We start from the raw sequence: 16,180 nt of genomic DNA, 5'->3' as shown, positions 1-16,180 counted from the left end.
CTCGTTCAGTGATCCATCGCCCGGATCATGCCGAGAAAACCGCCGCCGAAAACGCCGAACAGGACACCGGGAAGCAAGGCGGTAGCGATCGAGGTCTGCCAGCTCTGATCGGTCATCAGCCAGACGGCAACGGTCATGAAGGCGACCATCAGGGGTAGACCGACGATGGAGCCCTTCATGATGGCCATACCGAAGGCCAGATCGCTACCGGCATCATGGGATCCGTCGTCTCCTCGAACCTGATCCGACATCTGCACCTCTCGACCTGGAAAGAACAGGTAACCCATTACGGGGCTGCCACCATACCGCAGCCGGCCGCACTCCCGATTCTAATGGTCCGCCTGCGAAACAGCCTGCGTGCTCCGGTGGCCATCGGCGCCCCTGCCTCGTGAAGCGGGCAGAACGGTTCACGACGACCAGACGACATGTGCAAGAAAACTAAGATAAATACCGGTTGGCGGATGCTGTCAATGGAAGAGTATGTGCTACACTGGTCCGCAAGGCTGCGGGAAACGGCGGCGGGCAGCGGAGTCGAACCGCAGCCAGGAGGTTACGCTCCACGACTCCGAGCATGTGAGGCCCGGTCCTGTACCAACAGGCAATACCCGCCAAGTTGTGGTGGTGGGCGATGACTTCGGTTGTCGCCCCTACCATTCGATGGTTTATCCTAAGAAACGCTACCTGGCTATACCTGTGGGTGCGACAGCCACACCCCATCGAGTTGGAGGTCAGGTCAGAGGCGGGACGGCGGATCCGCCAATCTGCTCAGAGGAACCGGGCCAGACGCTCTATTCCCGGGCGAATCGCCTCCCGATCGATGGCGGCGAACCCGAGTTGGAAGTAGCGAGCGGGACGGACCGGGCCAAGGAAGCAGGATCGGCCCGGTTCGATCACCACCCCGTCATCCAGTGCCCGCTCCGCCAGGAAGGCTGCGTCCAGATCCTCCGGGCCGGCCACCCACAGGCTCATTCCCCCGTCGGTGCCCGGTACCGGCCATGGAAACAGGTCGTCCACCGCCTCGGTGATGGCCTGCCACTTGGACCTGAGTACCCGGCGGTGCCTTCTGATCACCCTTCCGTAATCACCCACCTCCATCATCAGGGCGGTGGTGCGCTGGATGATCCCCGGAGGATGCCTGAGCATGTGATGTCGCAAGCGGCGCAGATAGTCGATCAGGACGGGATCGGCAACCACGAATCCGAGTCTCAACCCGGGGGCCAGGAATTTGGAGAAGCTCCCGACGTAGACGACGCGCCCTGTCGTGTCGAGGGCTTTGAGGGCCGGCGGGGGCCGTCGGGAGTAGCAGTACTCCGAGTCGTAGTCGTCCTCCACGATCAGCGCGCCGTCGCGAGCGGCCTGAGCGAGAAGCTTTCGCCGGCGGCCGATAGTCATCGTCACGTTGGTGGGAAACTGGCGGCCCGGGGTGATGAACACGAAGTCCAGCCCCGACAGGCCTTCAGGAGCGGTCGCGCCGTGGGCGTCGACCGGTAACGGCACCAGCTTCGCCTCCTGCTTGAGGAATATCCTCCGGGCGTCGGGATAGCCGGGATCCTCGACGCCCACCGTGGACCCGGCTCCGAGTAACGCCTCAGCGACCAGGTGGAGTCCGTGCTGGGTTCCCAGCGTCACCAGGATCTGGTCAGGCGCGGCCTGGATACCCCTGGCAGGAAGGATGATGCGCCGGATCTGCTCGACGAGGAGCGGGTCATCCTGGTCGTCCAGGTTGTGGAGGCTGGTGCCCCTGTGCTCCTCGCGCAGCGCCATGCGCATAGCCCTGGTCCACGAACCGATCGGGAAGGCCTCCGGACCCGGCCCGACCACGAACGGATAGGGGTAGGAACGCCAACCGGCCGGCCGGGTCCGTTCGTCATGGCCGTCGGCCAGGGCGTCCAACCTCTCGTCCCAGCGGACCCTGGGCGGGGTGGACGATCCATCCCGGTGCGGCACACCCGCATCGCCATCACCGAGACCCTCATTCACCACGTAGCCGACCCGTTCGATCGGCTCGATGAACCCCTCCACCGCCAGTTCCCGGTAGGCCCGGTTGACAGTGTTGCGGGAGACGTCCAGGTGGTCGGCCAGCACCCGGGACGAGGGGAGCATCTCACCCCCGTGCAACTCCCCCCTCTCGATCGCCCGGGTCAGTCCGTCCTTGAGACGGCGAAAACGTGGCTTGTTCGTCTCGTCGCTCAGGGAGTCGGACAGGCGGGCGACCGTCGCGTAGTGCTGATCAGACGTCATCGTTCACCGCCCCGACGATCGACATTATCACTCTACCCAGGCCCGGCGGGCAGGTAGACTTCCGGTATGACGAACTCACCTGATCTGAGCCACCTCCTGCCGTCCTTCACCGGCGCCAAGTACTGGCGCTCCGGAGCCGTCCCCGTGTTCGCCCGCGGTGAGGGCTGTTATCTCTGGGACCACGCGGGCAACAAGTACCTCGACACGCTGGCCGGGCTGTTCGTGGTCCAGATCGGCCACGGGAGGACCGACATCGCGAAGGCCATGAGCGAGCAGGCCGAGCAGCTCGCCTTCTTCCCGTCCTGGTCCGCCACCACTCCCGTCACTCTCGAGGCCGCCTCGTTGATCACCGATCTGGCGCCCGGCGATCTGGACGCCGTGTTCTTCGTCAGTTCGGGCTCCGAGGCCAACGAATCAGCCTTCAAGTTCGCCCGCCAGTACCACCAGGCCGAAGGCCGGCCCACCAAGACCGGCGTCATCGCCCGGAACGACGCCTATCACGGCACCAGCATGGGCGCACTCTCGGCTACCGGTCTGAAACCCATCAGAGAGCCTTTCCTACCTCTCCTGCCGGGTTTCAGCCATGTACCCAACACCCTCGGCTTCTCGGATGGGGTGGAAGCCGCACGGGTGGTCGAGGAGGAGATCCTGCGCCGGGGACCGGAGCAGGTGGGCATGGTGATCGCCGAGCCGGTCCAGAACGGGGGCGGGTCCCTCGTTCCTCCGGTGGGTTACTGGCGGGAACTGCGTCGCATCTGCGACCGGTATGACGTACTGCTGGTCGCTGACGAGGTGATCTGTGGGTTCGGGCGACTCGGCGCCTGGTTCGGATCGGAGGTCGTGGACGCGGAACCCGACATGATCACGTTCGCCAAGGGTGCCACCTCGGGCTACGCGCCGATCGGCGGCGTTCTGGTGCGCCGGCCGCTGGTCGAGAAAGTCCTGGACTCGCCGACCGGAAGCTTCCTGCACGGCGCGACCTGGGGTGGTCATCCGGTGGTCATGGCAGCCGCCATCGCCAACCTCACCGCCATGCGGGACGAGAAGGTGATCGACAACGTCGCCCGCCACGCGCCGCTATTCGAGGCGAGCCTTCATGATCTCGCCGGAGCGCACGATGTGGTGATGGACGTCCGGGGAACCGGCTACCTGTACTCCCTTGCTCTAGGGCATAGCCGGAAGGAAGGCCGGGAATACTCCGACGAGGAAGCAAAGCGGGCCGTCTACGAGGTTCTACCCCCGTTGGCCCTCGAAGCGGGCATGCACCTCCGGGTTGACGACCGGGGCGGCGCCAAGATCATGCTCTCTCCCCCACTCGTCGCCACCACCGAATTGGACGAGATAACCGAGGGTGTGTCGCAGGTCCTGGTCCAGCTCGCCTCTAGCATCTAGGAGCGTGCTGAAAGATGTCCCGTTGGCGCCATGGCGGGAGTTGAAGCCCGGGTCAAGGGGTGGCGGGCCAACCCATCTCCATCTTTTTCGGCATGCTCCTAACCCGGCACAGCACTGACGGTGGAGGGATCGCGTGAGGATCGGGATACCCACCGAGACCAAGCCGGATGAGTCCCGGGTAGCTCTCACGCCGGCCGGGGTGGAAGCCCTGACCGGCTCCGGCCATCAGGTCCTGGTTCAGGAGAACGCCGGGATGGGCTCGTACATCTCCGATGACGACTACGCCAGCGCGGGCGCCTCCATCGTCGGCGCCGCTACCGATGTCTGGTCGAGCGCCGACTTGATCGTCAAGGTCAAGGAACCTCAGGAGGAGGAGTTGTCCCACCTCTCCCACGACCAGATCCTGTTCACCTACCTACATCTGGCCGCCTATCCCGAGGTCGCCTCGGCTCTCTGCCGGGCAGGCACCACCTCGGTGGCGTACGAGACGGTGAGGCTTCCCGGCGGCGACCTACCCCTGCTGGCGCCCATGTCGGAGATAGCAGGGCGCATGGCCACCCAGGTCGGGGCCCGCTTTCTCGAGAAGTCGGGTGGAGGCCGTGGCGTACTCCTCGGCGGGGTCCCCGGTGTCGCGCCCGCCGATGTGGTGGTGATCGGTGGCGGCATGGCCGGCGGCAATGCCCTCCGCGTGGCGGTGGGGATGGGCGCCAACGTCAAGGTCTTCGACCTGAACCCGGCGCGCCTGCGCGAGATCGACAACCTGTACCGCCGGGAGGTGACGACCCTGATCGCCAATCGAGCCGATGTTCAAGCAGCGGTGCTGCATGCGGACCTGGTCATCGGCGCGGTCCTGTTGCCCGGCGCCCGCGCCCCGCGGGTCCTGACCGCCGAGGATGTCAGCGACATGAAGCCGGGCTCCGTGGTGGTCGACATCGCGATCGACCAGGGAGGCTGCTTCGAGACCTCACGGGAGACCACGCACTCCGACCCCACCTACCTGATCGACGAGGTCGTGCACTACGCGGTCGGCAACATCCCCGGCGTGGTGCCCCGCACCTCCACCTTCGCTCTGGCCAACTCAACCATCCCCTACGTCCGCCTGCTGGCCGATCATGGCGTCGACGCCGCCATCGAGCGGCGCCCGGAGCTGGCAGAGGGCGTCAACACCCGGGGCGGCTCCATCGCCAACGAGACGGTGAGGTCCGCGCTAGGTGGCTGAGTACGAGGGCCGATGACGGATCCCGGCTCCACAGTCGCGCCGCCACCGGATAGCCCGTCCGGCGGAGCCCTCCCGGACCGGGCCCAAGTGGTGGTGGTCGGCGGCGGGATCGTCGGGTGCGCGATCGCCTACCACCTGGCCAGACGGGGCATCACCGACGTGCTGCTCCTCGAGCAGAACACCCTGACCGGAGGGACCACCTGGCACGCGGCCGGGCTGGTGAGCCAGCTCAAGTCCAGCCACAGCCTGACCAGGCTGGCGACGTACACCACCCGCCTCTTCGAAGAGTTGGAGGACGAGACCGGCCAGTCCACCGGCTACCGCACCACCGGATCGATCTCGGTGGCCTCGGACGAGGAGCGGTGGGAGGAGATCCTGCGCGGCATGTCGATGGCCAGGACGGCCGGCGTGGAGATGGAGGTGATCGACCCCGAGCAGGCGCGGGAGATGTGGCCGCTGCTCCGCATCGACGACCTGGTGGGCACGGTCTACATACCCGGAGACGGCCAGACCAGCCCGGTGGACACCACGATGGCGCTGGCCAAGGGCGCCAGGGACCGGGGCGTCACGATCCGCGAGGGTATCGCGGTAGAGCGGGTTCGGGTGGAGAACGAGGCGGCGGTCGGGGTCGAGACCGAGGCAGGCTACGTGGAGGCGGAGACCGTGGTCCTGGCCTGCGGTATCTGGACCCGCCAGCTGGCGGCATCAGCAGGCGTCAACGTGCCGCTCCATCCATGCGAACACTTCTACGTGGTGACCGAACCGCTCGACGGGATGCTGCCGGGGATGCCCACCTTGCGCGACCCCACCAACTACACCTACTTCAAGGAGGAGACCGGCAAGCTGATGGCCGGGTTCTTCGAGCCGAAGGCCAAGACCTGGAAGTACGAGGTCCCGCGGGACTTCACCTTCGGAACCCTGCCGGACGACTGGGACCACGTCGGGCCGATCTTCGAGAGGTCCATCCACCGCATCCCCGCCCTGGCCGAGTGCGGCATCCAGCTCTTCCTCAACGGACCGGAGGCCTTCACACCCGACGGCGTCTACTACCTGGGTGAATCTCCGGAAGTGGACAGCCTCTACGTGGCCGCCGGGTTCAACTCGGTCGGTATCCAGTCGGCCGGCGGGGCGGGTTGGGTGCTGGCGGACTGGATCGCCGAGCGGCACCCTCCGATGGACCTGTCGGCGGTGGACCTCCGCCGGGCCTTCCCGTTCCAGGGCGGCAAGGCTTACCTGGAGGACCGTATCTCCGAGAGCCTGGGGCTGCTCTACGCCATGCACTGGCCCTTCCGCCAGTTCGTATCGGCCCGCGACGTGTTCCGGTCGGTCCTCCACGACCGCCTCGACGACCTGGGCGCGGTCTTCGGGGAGGTGGCCGGATGGGAGCGACCCAACTGGTTCGCGCCGGAGGGAATGGAACGCGAGTACCGGTACTCGTACGGCCGCCAGAACTGGTATCCGGCGTCGGCCGCCGAGTGCGAGGCCACCCGCAGGAGGGTGGCGCTGTACGACCAGTCCTCGTTCGCCAAGTTCCGCGTGCGGGGACCCGATGGCCGGGCTGTCCTCAACCACATCGGGGGCGCGGATGTGGACACGCCGATCGGAAAGGTGGTCTACACCCAGTGGCTCAACGACCGGGGCGGCATCGAGGCCGATCTCACCGTCACCCGCACCGGGCCCGAGGAGTTCATGGTGGTGACGGGAGCCGCGGTGGCCAACCGGGACTACCACACCCTGAGACGGGCGCTACGGGGCCACGACGCCGATCTGACCGATATCACCATGGAGCTCCCCACCATCGGGGTCATGGGACCGCGGTCGCGAGCCCTGCTGAGCGCCCTGACCGACACCCCCCTCGACAACGCATCCTTCCCGTTCGGATGGTCACGGGAGATGACAGTGGCCGGCATACCGGTACGGGCTCTGCGGGTCAGCTACGTGGGCGAGTTGGGATGGGAGCTGTACGTCGCCCGCGAAGCAGCGGTCGATCTGTTCGACGCGGTCATGGAGGCGGGAAGGGCACCCGGCATCCACCCCGCCGGATACCACACCATGAACACTTTGCGGCTGGAAGCCGGTTACCGGCATTGGGGCCACGACATCACCGACGAGGACACCCCGCTGGAGGCCGGGCTGGGCTTTGCGGTGGCCTGGGACAAGCAGGGCGGCTTCCTGGGACGCCAAGCCCTGGTCGCCCAGCGCGAGGCAGGCGTGCTACCCAAACGGCTGGTCCAGTTCAAGCTGGAGGACCCGGAAGGCATCGTTTACCACGACGAGCCGATCCGCCGCGACGGCGAACTGGTCGGCCGCACAACGTCCGGAATGTACGGCCACACCTTCGGCGCCTGCCTGGCCATGGGCTACGTTCTCCGCGACGAGGGCGTGACCCCAGAGTGGATAGAGACGGGTGCTTGGGACATCGAGCTTGCCGGAGTCCGCATCCCCGCCGCCGCCCAGCTACGCCCCTTCTACCGAGCCAGGACCCGTACGTAGCAGGGTGAATCAAGTCCTCGGCCTGGCGCTGCCGGCATGGCGCGTTCCGGCTGCTAACTCTCCGGCTGGAGGGGCGGGACCCACTTCAGCACCTTCTCCAGGTTGACGAGATAGTCCGCAAAGGCCCGGCGGCCCGAAGGCGTGGCGTTCACCCATGTGGAGGGCTTCTCGTTCCGGAACTCCTTGCTGATCGCAACGTAACCGGTGTCCCGGAGCTTGCGCAGGTGAATGGTGAGGTTCCCGCCGGTCACATCCAGAGTCCTCTGGATGAACGTGTAGGCCACCCGGCCGTTGCCCGGCTGGGAGACCAGCAGCGTCATGATCCGCAGTCGGACCGGCTGATGGATGATCTGGTCGAGGTCGACGGGCTCGTCGGTCACCGGATTCCGATCCTGCGCAACCACGCTGCGCCCCCGCCCACGACCGCCAGGGTCGCCACTGCCGAGACCACCAGTGCGGCGTCACCCGCCAGGAAGCTGGGAACGTAGTAGGCGGCGGCTATCCCTACGCCGACGGCTGCCAGCGCCGGCCTCGTCATCATGCCGTACAGGATGTACCCCAGAGCCACTATCCCGATAGCCACGTGGGGGATTCGAGGACCGAGTTCGTCATTCCACATCCCCGCGGCTGCCGGAATGAGCCAGGCCGCCACCGCCACTGCCATCCAGAAGCCGAAGACCCGGAGACCGACCGCTCGGCTGGCCTCCCTGGACACGTTCCTGCTCCCCGCCCGGTGCCCGATGATGGCGCTCCCGACTGTCCCGGCCACGATCAGGACGCCGAATAACGGCACCACCACCCACGGCCTTTGCTCCACCAGATCGGAGCCCCCGGTCTGGAGCCAGTATGCAAAGAGGTACGCCACCGCGGTGAGACCTCCCCACAGCAGCAGGATGGGTGAGGTTCCGGCGAGGTACATCGAACTCCTCGCCTTGTCCATCGTGGTGTGGATGGATCCCCAACTCTCTTGAGGGGTGAGGGTGGACCCTCCACTTTCTGAGCCTGACACCGGGAACCTCCCGTCTAGTTTGTATTACAAAGTAGTTTACAACAAATGTGCCGGCCGTCAAGTTGTCTGCAAGAGGGAGTTGCCACGTAGACCTGAATCGTTTCATGGCCCTGGACGCCTGAACACGACCCTCGGCTCGGCCGCTGGCGGCGTGGGTAGGCTTGCTTACCGGGATCACAGGGGTTCCTACCTCCGAACATCGCATCCCAGCCAAGATGCACCTCCAGGAGCGTTCCGATGCACACTCGAATGCAAGAGTCGGCCTCTGGGGTGGTGATCCGGTGAGCCGGGCCGCATCCTTTCGGGACGAGGACCGCTTCGTAAAGGTCGACGGCGCTACCTTGGCCGGGACCCTGACCATGCCCCTTGGCGAAGCTCCGTGGCCGGTCACCCTCCTCCTCGGCGGGACATTCTCGGATCTCAGAGATGCGGATGTGGATCCGAGGCTGTGGCCCGGAGTCCCCAGGCGCGGCATGTACGCCATCCTCGCCCGCGGTCTGGCGCGGGCGGGCATCGCCTCCTTCCGCTTCGACCGGAGAGGAGCAGGCCAGAGCACCGGCCAACTGGGAGTCCGGCGCGCCGATGAGGTCGCCGACGCCGGGGCCGTGTGGCGATGGGTCCGGGCCGTGCCGGAGTGCAACGGCAGGGCGGCCATGCTCGGCCACAGCGCGGGCGCCTACGTGCTCTGCCGGGTGGCGCTCGAAGTGGGGCAGCCCGACGCGGCGGTGCTGCAGGGCGCCCTCTACCGGTCGATCGCGGAGCTGCTCGAGTACAACTACGGCCTGGTTCGTGACTACATGGGCCTCGGCGAGCCCCAGGTGGCGTGGGTCAAGGAGCATTCACCGAAGGCCTACGAGGATGCGATGATGATGAGAACCATCGTGAGCGCGATCGAGAACCGCCGGTCGATCGCGACGGCGGAGTTCGATGGAGTGACCAGGGCCCGCGACCTGTCGAGCCTGCGGTACGACCTGGATCTCCCTCCCGAGGACCAGTTCCGCCACCTGGCCGCCCCCGCCCTCGTTCTGCACGGCGCCGCGGACCTGAACGTGCCGGTGGAAGACGCCTTCGAGACGGTCCGAGCCCTATGGGCCGCCGGGAACAGGGATGTCGAGCTGCGGGTGATCCCGGGCGCCAACCATTCCTTCCAGCTGGACGCCCAGGACCACACCACGCGGGTACAGGAGAAGATCACGATGAAGAACTTCGGCCGGCCGTTCCATTCGCTCTATCCGGGGGTCGTGATCGACTACCTGGCAGGAAAGCTTCTCTGACCCTCAAAGGATGCGATCATCAACGAAGCGGGTCCACCCTGACCCTGCGCAAGTGTGGGTAGACCCGACATCAAGAGCCGCGCAGAAGTGACATCACAACGTGAGCAGAAGCGGTATCGTTCTATGCGACCAGGTGGACAACCGGTTCCTGGCCGGCGTGATTCTGCACACCGGACCCGCGGTTTCCAACTCGCCGACCGGATCCGAGCCGTCCCCATAAGCGCCATTTGGAGTTGACCCGTTAAACACCTCCAACGGCGATCCCCGTGTTCCGGGCTGTTTCGAGTAACTTATCTGGGCGGTGAGACAGGTCATGGTCACAGTCGCCAGTAGCCCATTCATGCGGGATTGTCGCCGATGCCGGTGCCTGGCCGATGATCTGTAGTTTCTGCGGGACCCGGGCGGAAGATGCCGGGAACCTGGTCATGGGCGAGGCAGGCGCCGCCATCTGTGATGCCTGTGTGGACCTCGCGGTCGGCCTGGTGCGGGAACAGGCCACACCGATCGGCAACATGGTGCTGGACAACATCGGCACCCTGGCCACCAATGATCGGCGGTTCCCCGGTCTGCTGGGTCTCGTAACGGATGCCGCGGTGGCGATCCGCCGCGGCCAGGTGGTCTGGGCGGGGCCCTCGGAAAGAACGCCCCAGGGACTCCGGTCTCTGCCCAGCCTGGACTGCGGGGGCCGGGCGGTTCTTCCGGGACTGGTGGACGCCCACACCCATCTGGCGTTCGCGGGCGACCGGAGCGAGGAGTTCGTGCTCAGGAGCACCGGCATGCCCGAAGCCCGAGCGGTTGCACACTCCGGCAGCGCCACGACAGCCCGCCTCAACCACCTCGCGGATGCCTCCCGGATCGCCGAGGTCATCGGCCGGCGGCTGAACCGCATGCTCGACTTCGGCGTCACCACGGTCGAAGCGTCCGCCGGGTACTCGAACGACTACGAGCGGGAGCTGGCGCTCATCGACACGGTGGTCGAAGCGGGCCGGCGTCATGTGGTTGACCTCGTGCCCACGTTCGACGTACCGGGGTTGCCGGTGACCGCATCCGACCGTGAGAGGACGCTGGATGAAGTGGCCGAGCTACACGTTCCCGCCGCGACGAGGCTGGGAGCGGCGGTCCGGTTGTCTCTCGGAACCGACGCTCTGGCAACCGAGGAAGCACGCCGTCTCATCGGGGTTGCCGCAAGCCTCGGGACCCGGACCCGGATTCACCATCGGGGCCGGACGCCGGATGTGTACAGGTTGGCGTTGGAAGCCTCGGTCCCGGTGGTCGACCACGCTGGGTATCCCGACCGTGATCAGGCCGAGCAGATGGCAGAGAGGGGCATCAGCGTGGTGATCACCCCCACGGCGGTGCTCGGTACCCGGCGCTCCCCCGCGTCGCTTCGCAAGCTCATGGAGCGAGGCGTCCCGCTGGGACTGGGGACCGACTGCAGCCCGGCGCCGGTGATGGTGGAGTCGTTACCGCTCGCCATCACGCTGGCCGTCACAGAGATGGGGCTCACCTCCGACCAGGCCATCTGGGCGGCCACGATGGGCAGTGCGCGGGCACTGGGCTTGGGCGACCGGGGCTGGCTTGGCCATGGCGCGGTAGCTGATCTGATCGTTCTCGACGCTCCCAGCCCAACCCACCTTCCATACCGGCCAGGAACCAACCTGGTGTGGAAGGTGCTCAAGGCCGGCGAGGTGGTGGTCAGCAGATAACCGGGGCGATCGGGACGTGTGGGCTATGTGGCCAGGGGGTCTCTGGTGCGAGGCTTCGGAAACATCGAGAAGTCGCGGTCACGCGTCAACAGTGCTTCGGCGCCGTGGGCGACGCAGATAGCGGCGATCCGAGCGTCGTGGACAATGCCGCCGACGACACGCGGGCGATCCACGAATCCGGCCAGGATCTCCACGAAACCGTCCGTCTCGCCGATGAGGCGGTTCGACGGAGATGCCACCCACGCGGCCAACTGACCCCACGCCTGCTGCGGAGAGGAGGCCGCTTCGCCCCAGATGCGCCGGTTGGTCACCACGCTGAGGAACTCGTAGCAACACGGCCACGGGATCGCCCAGGTCCGGTCTCCTTCGGCGAGCGCCCGCAGGACCTCGTAGGCCTGCTCTCCGTGGCGGCTCTCCCGGCGATGCGCGTAGACGAGGATGCTCGTGTCGACGGCGAGCATCAGGGTGCTTCGCCGCCGTAAATCAACCCACGCAGCTCCGGCCACGAGTACCGCTCCAAAGGGTCCGCCCGCTCCGGGTCACCGACGCGCCGATCAGCCAACTCGTAAGCGGCGGGCTCAGGCACTGATAGCACGCACCGCAGCCCCTCCTCCACGACCGCCCGCAGCGGCAGACCGGTGTCCCTTGCGTGGCGCTTGGCCCGCGCAAGCAACTCGTCATGAATGTCCAGCGTCGTCTTCATATCACCCATACTAGCCATACTATGGCATATGGCGCGCCCATCTATGGCCGGCTCTTGATTCAGCCACCACCCGCAGGACACAGGCCACAGTAACCTTCCGGCCAATGTCGCTTCCCGTCGCGCTCGGGCACGAGCACCCTATTGCCATGGCGCACCGGGGATCCGGGCTGCTGTGGCCCGAGAACACGATGGTCGCCTTCCAGGGCGCGGTGGATCTCGGCTACAGATACCTGGAGACCGACCTCCAGATCACGGGGGACGGCATCCTTGTCACCATCCACGACGACACGGTCGACCGCACCACCGACGGCGCAGGCCTCGTGTCCGACTACTCGCTGGAGCAACTCCGGACCCTCGACGCCGGCTATCGACTCGAGCGCGACGGGGATTACCCGCATCGAGGACAGGGAATCCAGGTGCCGACGCTCGAGGAACTGGTCGTCACCTATCCGGACGGCGTATTCGCCCTCGACCTGAAGAGCGCCGGCATGGAGGCGGCCCTGGTAGACCTCATCCGCCGTCTCGACCTGTGGGAACGGGTAGTCGTCGGTTCGTTCAGCGGGTTCCGCCTGCGCCGGTTCCGGGCGCTGATCGACCGGCCGGTGGCAACCTCGGCCGGCCCCGCCGAGATTGTCCGGTTCCTGACCGCGGCGCGGACCGGCCTGCCGTACCGCCCCCGAGCCGACTCCCTCCAGGTGCCCGTCAAGGATCGTGGCGTCACTATCGTCACGCCCCGCACGGTCCGGGCCGCCAGGAGGCTGGGGGTTCCATTAATAGTATGGACCATCAACCATCCGGCCGAGATGGAGGAATTGCTGGACATGGGAGTGGACGGTCTCATCACCGACCGTCCGGACCTGCTCCGAACCCTCCTGACCGAGCGCAGGCGGAACACGAACCGGAAGGAACCACGTGATGGGTGACTGGGTAGAGGTCGGGCAAGTAGTCAAGCTCCAGATCCACCGGCGCCACCAACGCGACGAAGGGGTATACCGGCTCGATCCCCTGGCCGAAGTGTCCACCTTGCGGCTCACGCCTGACGGGCCGATCGGTTTCGACGGCGGCTCGTGGATCGTGGACTGCCACCACCGCTATCACCCGCAGGCCACTTCCCACCGCCCGGGGCGGGCGCTTTCGATCGGATTCACCTCTCATTACGAGGACATCTGGAAGCGGTTCACACCGATCCCGCTCGGTGCGAGCGGTGAGAACCTGATCGTCTCCAGTGATGAGGTGATCTCCGAATCCGAATTGGATGGAGGGATCCGCATCGGAAACCCCCAAGCTTCGATCCTGGTTTCGAACGCGAAGGTGGCAGAGCCCTGCGTGGCCTTCACGCGGCTGGTGACCGGCCGCGCCGAGGCATCGGCGCAGGAACTGGCAGAGGACCGCGAGCGGCTCCGTAACGGGATCAGGGGCTTCGTCATGCCCCTCGACGGGATCGACCTGTTCGACGTGACACCCGGCATGCCGGTCGCGATCCGCGCCGCCTGAGCCGGTACTTGGATCGGGTGGGGAGGAGCGTTACCAGAAAGTGTCCGGTTGGCCGCTGGGCAGAAGTAACCCCAGGTCGAAGCGTGACGACGGTCCAACCCATCCCCGCCCCTGTCAGCACCGTTCTAGTGCCCTGTCTCCGAGATACATCCGCACCCGAGACAACGAGAACGCGAAAAACGCCGGGACACGCCCCGCCCCGGCGGGCCCATCCCCCAGCCACCACCTCCTTCGGTCCGAACGCGTTCCGCCATCCCCCAACGGGTCCGCTCCCGAATTGATCCCTGTGCCGGTTCACTCGACGTCGATAAGCAGAGAACCGGCGGTGCTTGTGACTGCCGGACAGTATGCGACGGGTGCGTGACATGTTCAACCCCCTTGTTCGGGCGCCCGGGCCATGTCCGGGTGGCCCGCGCCGCCCACCACCGCCACAGGTCACAGAACGCGCCGAACCAAGAACACAGGACGCTGGGAAGCCCCTCTTCTCCGATCCCGGGCTTCGGAGACTCCAGTCCGGCGGGATCCTTACCCGATGGCTGCTGGTAGTTGTAACGGCCGGCCTCCTTGCGTGTGGCAGCAGTTCCGATGAACTGGATGACGCACTGGTGCTGGTGGTCTCCTCGGATCTGGCGGTGGGCAGGGAGCGGGTGCTGGTCTCCGCCATCGATGCCGAGAACAGATCACTGGTCACCGACCAGCCGATAGAGCTTGCCTTCGTGGCGCCGGGCGGCTCACTGTCTCAAGAGGTGCCGGGTCGGTTCATCTGGGCCATTCCGGATGTCCGGGGCTTGTGGGTGGCGGAGGTCGATTTCGACCAGGCCGGCACGTGGACCTTCCGGATGCGGACTGGAGATGATCGGGCGATCGAGGGCGCCCCGTTCTCGGTGAGCCCCGAGCCCCGCACCGTCGGGATCGGAGAACGGGCGCCGCCCTCCGATTCCAAGACCCTCCCGGAAACACCTTTGGGATCGTTGACCACCGACCCGGCGCCCGACGTCCGTCTCTACCAGACGACCGTTGGGGAAGCGGTCGGTTCCGGCCGGCCGTCGGTGATCGTCTTCGCCACTCCCGCCTTCTGCACCAGCCAGACCTGTGGCCCCGTGGTCGACGTAGCGAAACCGCTGATCGACATCTACCCGGACGTCAACTGGATCCATGTGGAGATCTACGAGAACCTGGACGCCTCCAATCGCGCTGACCTGGAGTTGACCAGGGCGGTCGTCGAGTGGGGATTGCCCAACGAGCCCTGGGTTTTCGTGGTTGACGGCGCGGGCATCGTGACCCACCGATTCGAGGGCGTGCTCGATCGCGCTGAACTACATGCTGCCTTGGATAGAGTGACCTCCTGAGGCGCCGGGAGGCGTGGCGCCCCCCGAGGTCCCCGGCTTGGTGGCCGGATACCCGAACCCGTAACATATAGGGGTCTGCGCGGTACCCCGCGGCCCTGGCTTGGAAGGGAGACATGGAACGACGCGAGCGGCCGGTCCTTTGGCTGTCCAGACGTCTGCCGGTCGCTCTCCTGACCGCAATCCTGCTTGCGAGTTGCGGGAGGGTGGAACAACCCCTCAACACCTTCGACTCCCGGGGTCCCATAGCCGAGCGGATCAACGAGCTGTTCTGGCCCGTCTTCTGGGGCGCAGCGGTGATATTCGTGCTGGTCCAAGGCGCTCTCCTGCTGGCGGTCTTCCTCTTCAGGGAGCGAAAAGGGAAGGAACGTCCCGAGCCCAAGCAGGTCGCCGGCAACACGCGCTTGGAGCTGATCTGGACGGTGGTTCCGACGATCATCCTCGCCGCCATCGCCGTCCCCACCATCTCGACCCTGTTCGAACTGGCCGAGTGCCCCGGCGACGCCATGGAGGTGGAGGTGATCGGGCACCAGTGGTGGTTCGAGTTCCGGTATCCCGATTCGGGCGTGGTGACAGCCAACGTGATGGTGATCCCGGAGGACACCGAGGTCTGCGCCAAGATGACTTCCGAAGACGTCTTGCACAACTTCTGGATTCCGAAGCTGGCCGGCAAGCGCTACCTCGTCCCCGGGCAGGAGACCGAGCAGCGGCTGTATGCCGACGACCCGGGCGAATACTGGGGTCATTGCGCCGAGTTCTGCGGGCTGAGCCATGCGCGGATGCGGGCCCGCGTGGTAGCGATGACCAGGGCAGACTACGACGCCTGGACGGCCGGCCAACTCCTTCCCGCCGTCTCGCCGGAGCCCGGTTCCGAGGCCGAGCGCGGGATGGAGGTGTTCCTGGGCGGCGCCTGCATCGGCTGCCACATCATCGACGGCGTCAACAACCCCGACCCCGAGACGCTGACCGTCCCCGCCCCCGACCTGACGCACTTCGCCAGCCGGGGCGTGTTCGCCGGCGCCACCCTGCCCGCCCAACTCGACCCCACCCAGGCCGATTGGGAGGAAGGCCTGCGGCTATGGCTGGCCGATCCACCCACCTGGAAGCCGGGCTCGTTCATGCCCGAACTCGGCCTGACCGCCGACGAGATCGACGCCCTGGTCGTGTACCTGTCGAGCCTGGAATGATTGTGGTCTGTCGGCGAAAAAGCTCGGTGTGCTGTGGCGGTCATCGGCGCCCCGTCGCTGCGTTCCGCTTCCTCAACGTACCGCTGCGGGTACGCCTTCGTCAGCGGGCCTTGCGA

Annotated in this window: 15 protein-coding genes and 1 tRNA gene; 9 read left to right on the top strand and 7 right to left on the bottom strand. The window is 66.4% G+C overall.

Features of this window, described 5'->3' with window-relative positions; translation table 11 throughout:
• Positions 1–5 precede the first annotated feature (5 nt).
• The 3 genes from OXM57_10785 to OXM57_10775 form a co-directional block, all read right to left on the bottom strand.
• Entirely contained in the window at positions 6–287 is a 282-nt protein-coding gene (locus tag OXM57_10785; protein ID MDE0353163.1) for a hypothetical protein, read from the bottom strand.
• 229 nt (positions 288–516) lie between these two features.
• Positions 517–610 (bottom strand) — tRNA-Val (locus OXM57_10780).
• Positions 611–765: 155 nt separating this feature from the next.
• Positions 766–2,241: a PLP-dependent aminotransferase family protein gene (locus OXM57_10775; GenBank protein MDE0353162.1), complete on the bottom strand. Its 1,476-nt coding sequence runs from the start codon at positions 2,239–2,241 to the stop codon at positions 766–768.
• Between the two features lie 66 nt (positions 2,242–2,307).
• On the opposite strand from OXM57_10775, the gene OXM57_10770 reads away from it, so the two are divergent.
• The 3 genes from OXM57_10770 (at position 2,308) to OXM57_10760 (ending at position 7,345) form a co-directional block, all read left to right on the top strand.
• Positions 2,308–3,633, top strand: coding sequence for an aminotransferase class III-fold pyridoxal phosphate-dependent enzyme (locus OXM57_10770; protein ID MDE0353161.1), 1,326 nt, complete (start codon positions 2,308–2,310; stop codon positions 3,631–3,633).
• A 133-nt stretch (positions 3,634–3,766) separates the two neighbouring features.
• Complete coding sequence (ald, locus tag OXM57_10765) at positions 3,767–4,852, top strand: alanine dehydrogenase (GenBank protein MDE0353160.1); 1,086 nt, start codon at positions 3,767–3,769, stop codon at positions 4,850–4,852.
• A 12-nt stretch (positions 4,853–4,864) separates the two neighbouring features.
• Positions 4,865–7,345 carry an FAD-dependent oxidoreductase gene (locus OXM57_10760; protein ID MDE0353159.1) on the top strand — a complete coding sequence of 827 codons (2,481 nt, stop codon included), beginning with the start codon at positions 4,865–4,867 and terminating at the stop codon, positions 7,343–7,345.
• Positions 7,346–7,398: 53 nt separating this feature from the next.
• Here the strand turns inward: OXM57_10760 and OXM57_10755 are convergent, their stop codons facing one another.
• Both OXM57_10755 and OXM57_10750 read right to left on the bottom strand, forming a co-directional pair.
• Positions 7,399–7,725 carry a transcriptional regulator gene (locus tag OXM57_10755; protein ID MDE0353158.1) on the bottom strand — a complete coding sequence of 109 codons (327 nt, stop codon included), beginning with the start codon at positions 7,723–7,725 and terminating at the stop codon, positions 7,399–7,401.
• On the bottom strand, positions 7,722–8,264 hold the full coding sequence (locus OXM57_10750) for a hypothetical protein (GenBank protein ID MDE0353157.1): 543 nt from the start codon (positions 8,262–8,264) through the stop codon (positions 7,722–7,724). The genes OXM57_10755 and OXM57_10750 overlap by 4 nt, the downstream gene beginning before the upstream one ends.
• A gap of 371 nt (positions 8,265–8,635) precedes the next feature.
• Here OXM57_10750 and OXM57_10745 point away from each other — a divergent pair, with 371 nt between their 5' ends.
• The gene (locus tag OXM57_10745; protein ID MDE0353156.1) at positions 8,636–9,628 is read left to right on the top strand and encodes an alpha/beta fold hydrolase; all 993 of its coding nucleotides are present in this window, start codon (positions 8,636–8,638) and stop codon (positions 9,626–9,628) included.
• Between the two features lie 374 nt (positions 9,629–10,002).
• Positions 10,003–11,334: an amidohydrolase family protein gene (locus tag OXM57_10740; protein MDE0353155.1), complete on the top strand. Its 1,332-nt coding sequence runs from the start codon at positions 10,003–10,005 to the stop codon at positions 11,332–11,334.
• 23 nt (positions 11,335–11,357) lie between these two features.
• On the opposite strand, the gene OXM57_10735 is transcribed toward OXM57_10740, so the two are convergent.
• Both OXM57_10735 and OXM57_10730 read right to left on the bottom strand, forming a co-directional pair.
• Positions 11,358–11,795, bottom strand: coding sequence for a PIN domain-containing protein (locus OXM57_10735; protein MDE0353154.1), 438 nt, complete (start codon positions 11,793–11,795; stop codon positions 11,358–11,360).
• Complete coding sequence (locus OXM57_10730; GenBank protein MDE0353153.1) at positions 11,795–12,037, bottom strand: DUF2191 domain-containing protein; 243 nt, start codon at positions 12,035–12,037, stop codon at positions 11,795–11,797. The genes OXM57_10735 and OXM57_10730 overlap by 1 nt, the downstream gene beginning before the upstream one ends.
• A 104-nt stretch (positions 12,038–12,141) precedes the next feature.
• Here OXM57_10730 and OXM57_10725 point away from each other — a divergent pair, with 104 nt between their 5' ends.
• The 4 genes from OXM57_10725 to coxB all read left to right on the top strand — a co-directional run bounded on the left by OXM57_10725 (position 12,142) and on the right by coxB (position 16,064).
• Complete coding sequence (locus OXM57_10725; protein ID MDE0353152.1) at positions 12,142–12,960, top strand: glycerophosphodiester phosphodiesterase; 819 nt, start codon at positions 12,142–12,144, stop codon at positions 12,958–12,960.
• A complete protein-coding gene (locus OXM57_10720) occupies positions 12,953–13,531 on the top strand; it encodes a hypothetical protein (GenBank protein MDE0353151.1) in 579 nt (192 codons plus the stop codon). Before OXM57_10725 ends, OXM57_10720 begins: the two co-directional genes overlap by 8 nt.
• 605 nt (positions 13,532–14,136) lie before the next feature.
• Complete coding sequence (locus tag OXM57_10715) at positions 14,137–14,880, top strand: hypothetical protein (GenBank protein MDE0353150.1); 744 nt, start codon at positions 14,137–14,139, stop codon at positions 14,878–14,880.
• Between the two features lie 113 nt (positions 14,881–14,993).
• The gene (gene coxB / locus OXM57_10710) at positions 14,994–16,064 is read left to right on the top strand and encodes a cytochrome c oxidase subunit II (protein MDE0353149.1); all 1,071 of its coding nucleotides are present in this window, start codon (positions 14,994–14,996) and stop codon (positions 16,062–16,064) included.
• The last annotated feature ends 116 nt before the right edge of the window (positions 16,065–16,180 follow it).

The sequence above is a fragment of the bacterium genome (genome assembly GCA_028820935.1).
Taxonomy (GTDB): domain Bacteria; phylum Actinomycetota; class Acidimicrobiia; order Spongiisociales; family Spongiisociaceae; genus Spongiisocius.
Note: the sequence above shows the minus strand (reverse complement) of the source record. Positions and strands in the feature narration are given on the sequence as shown.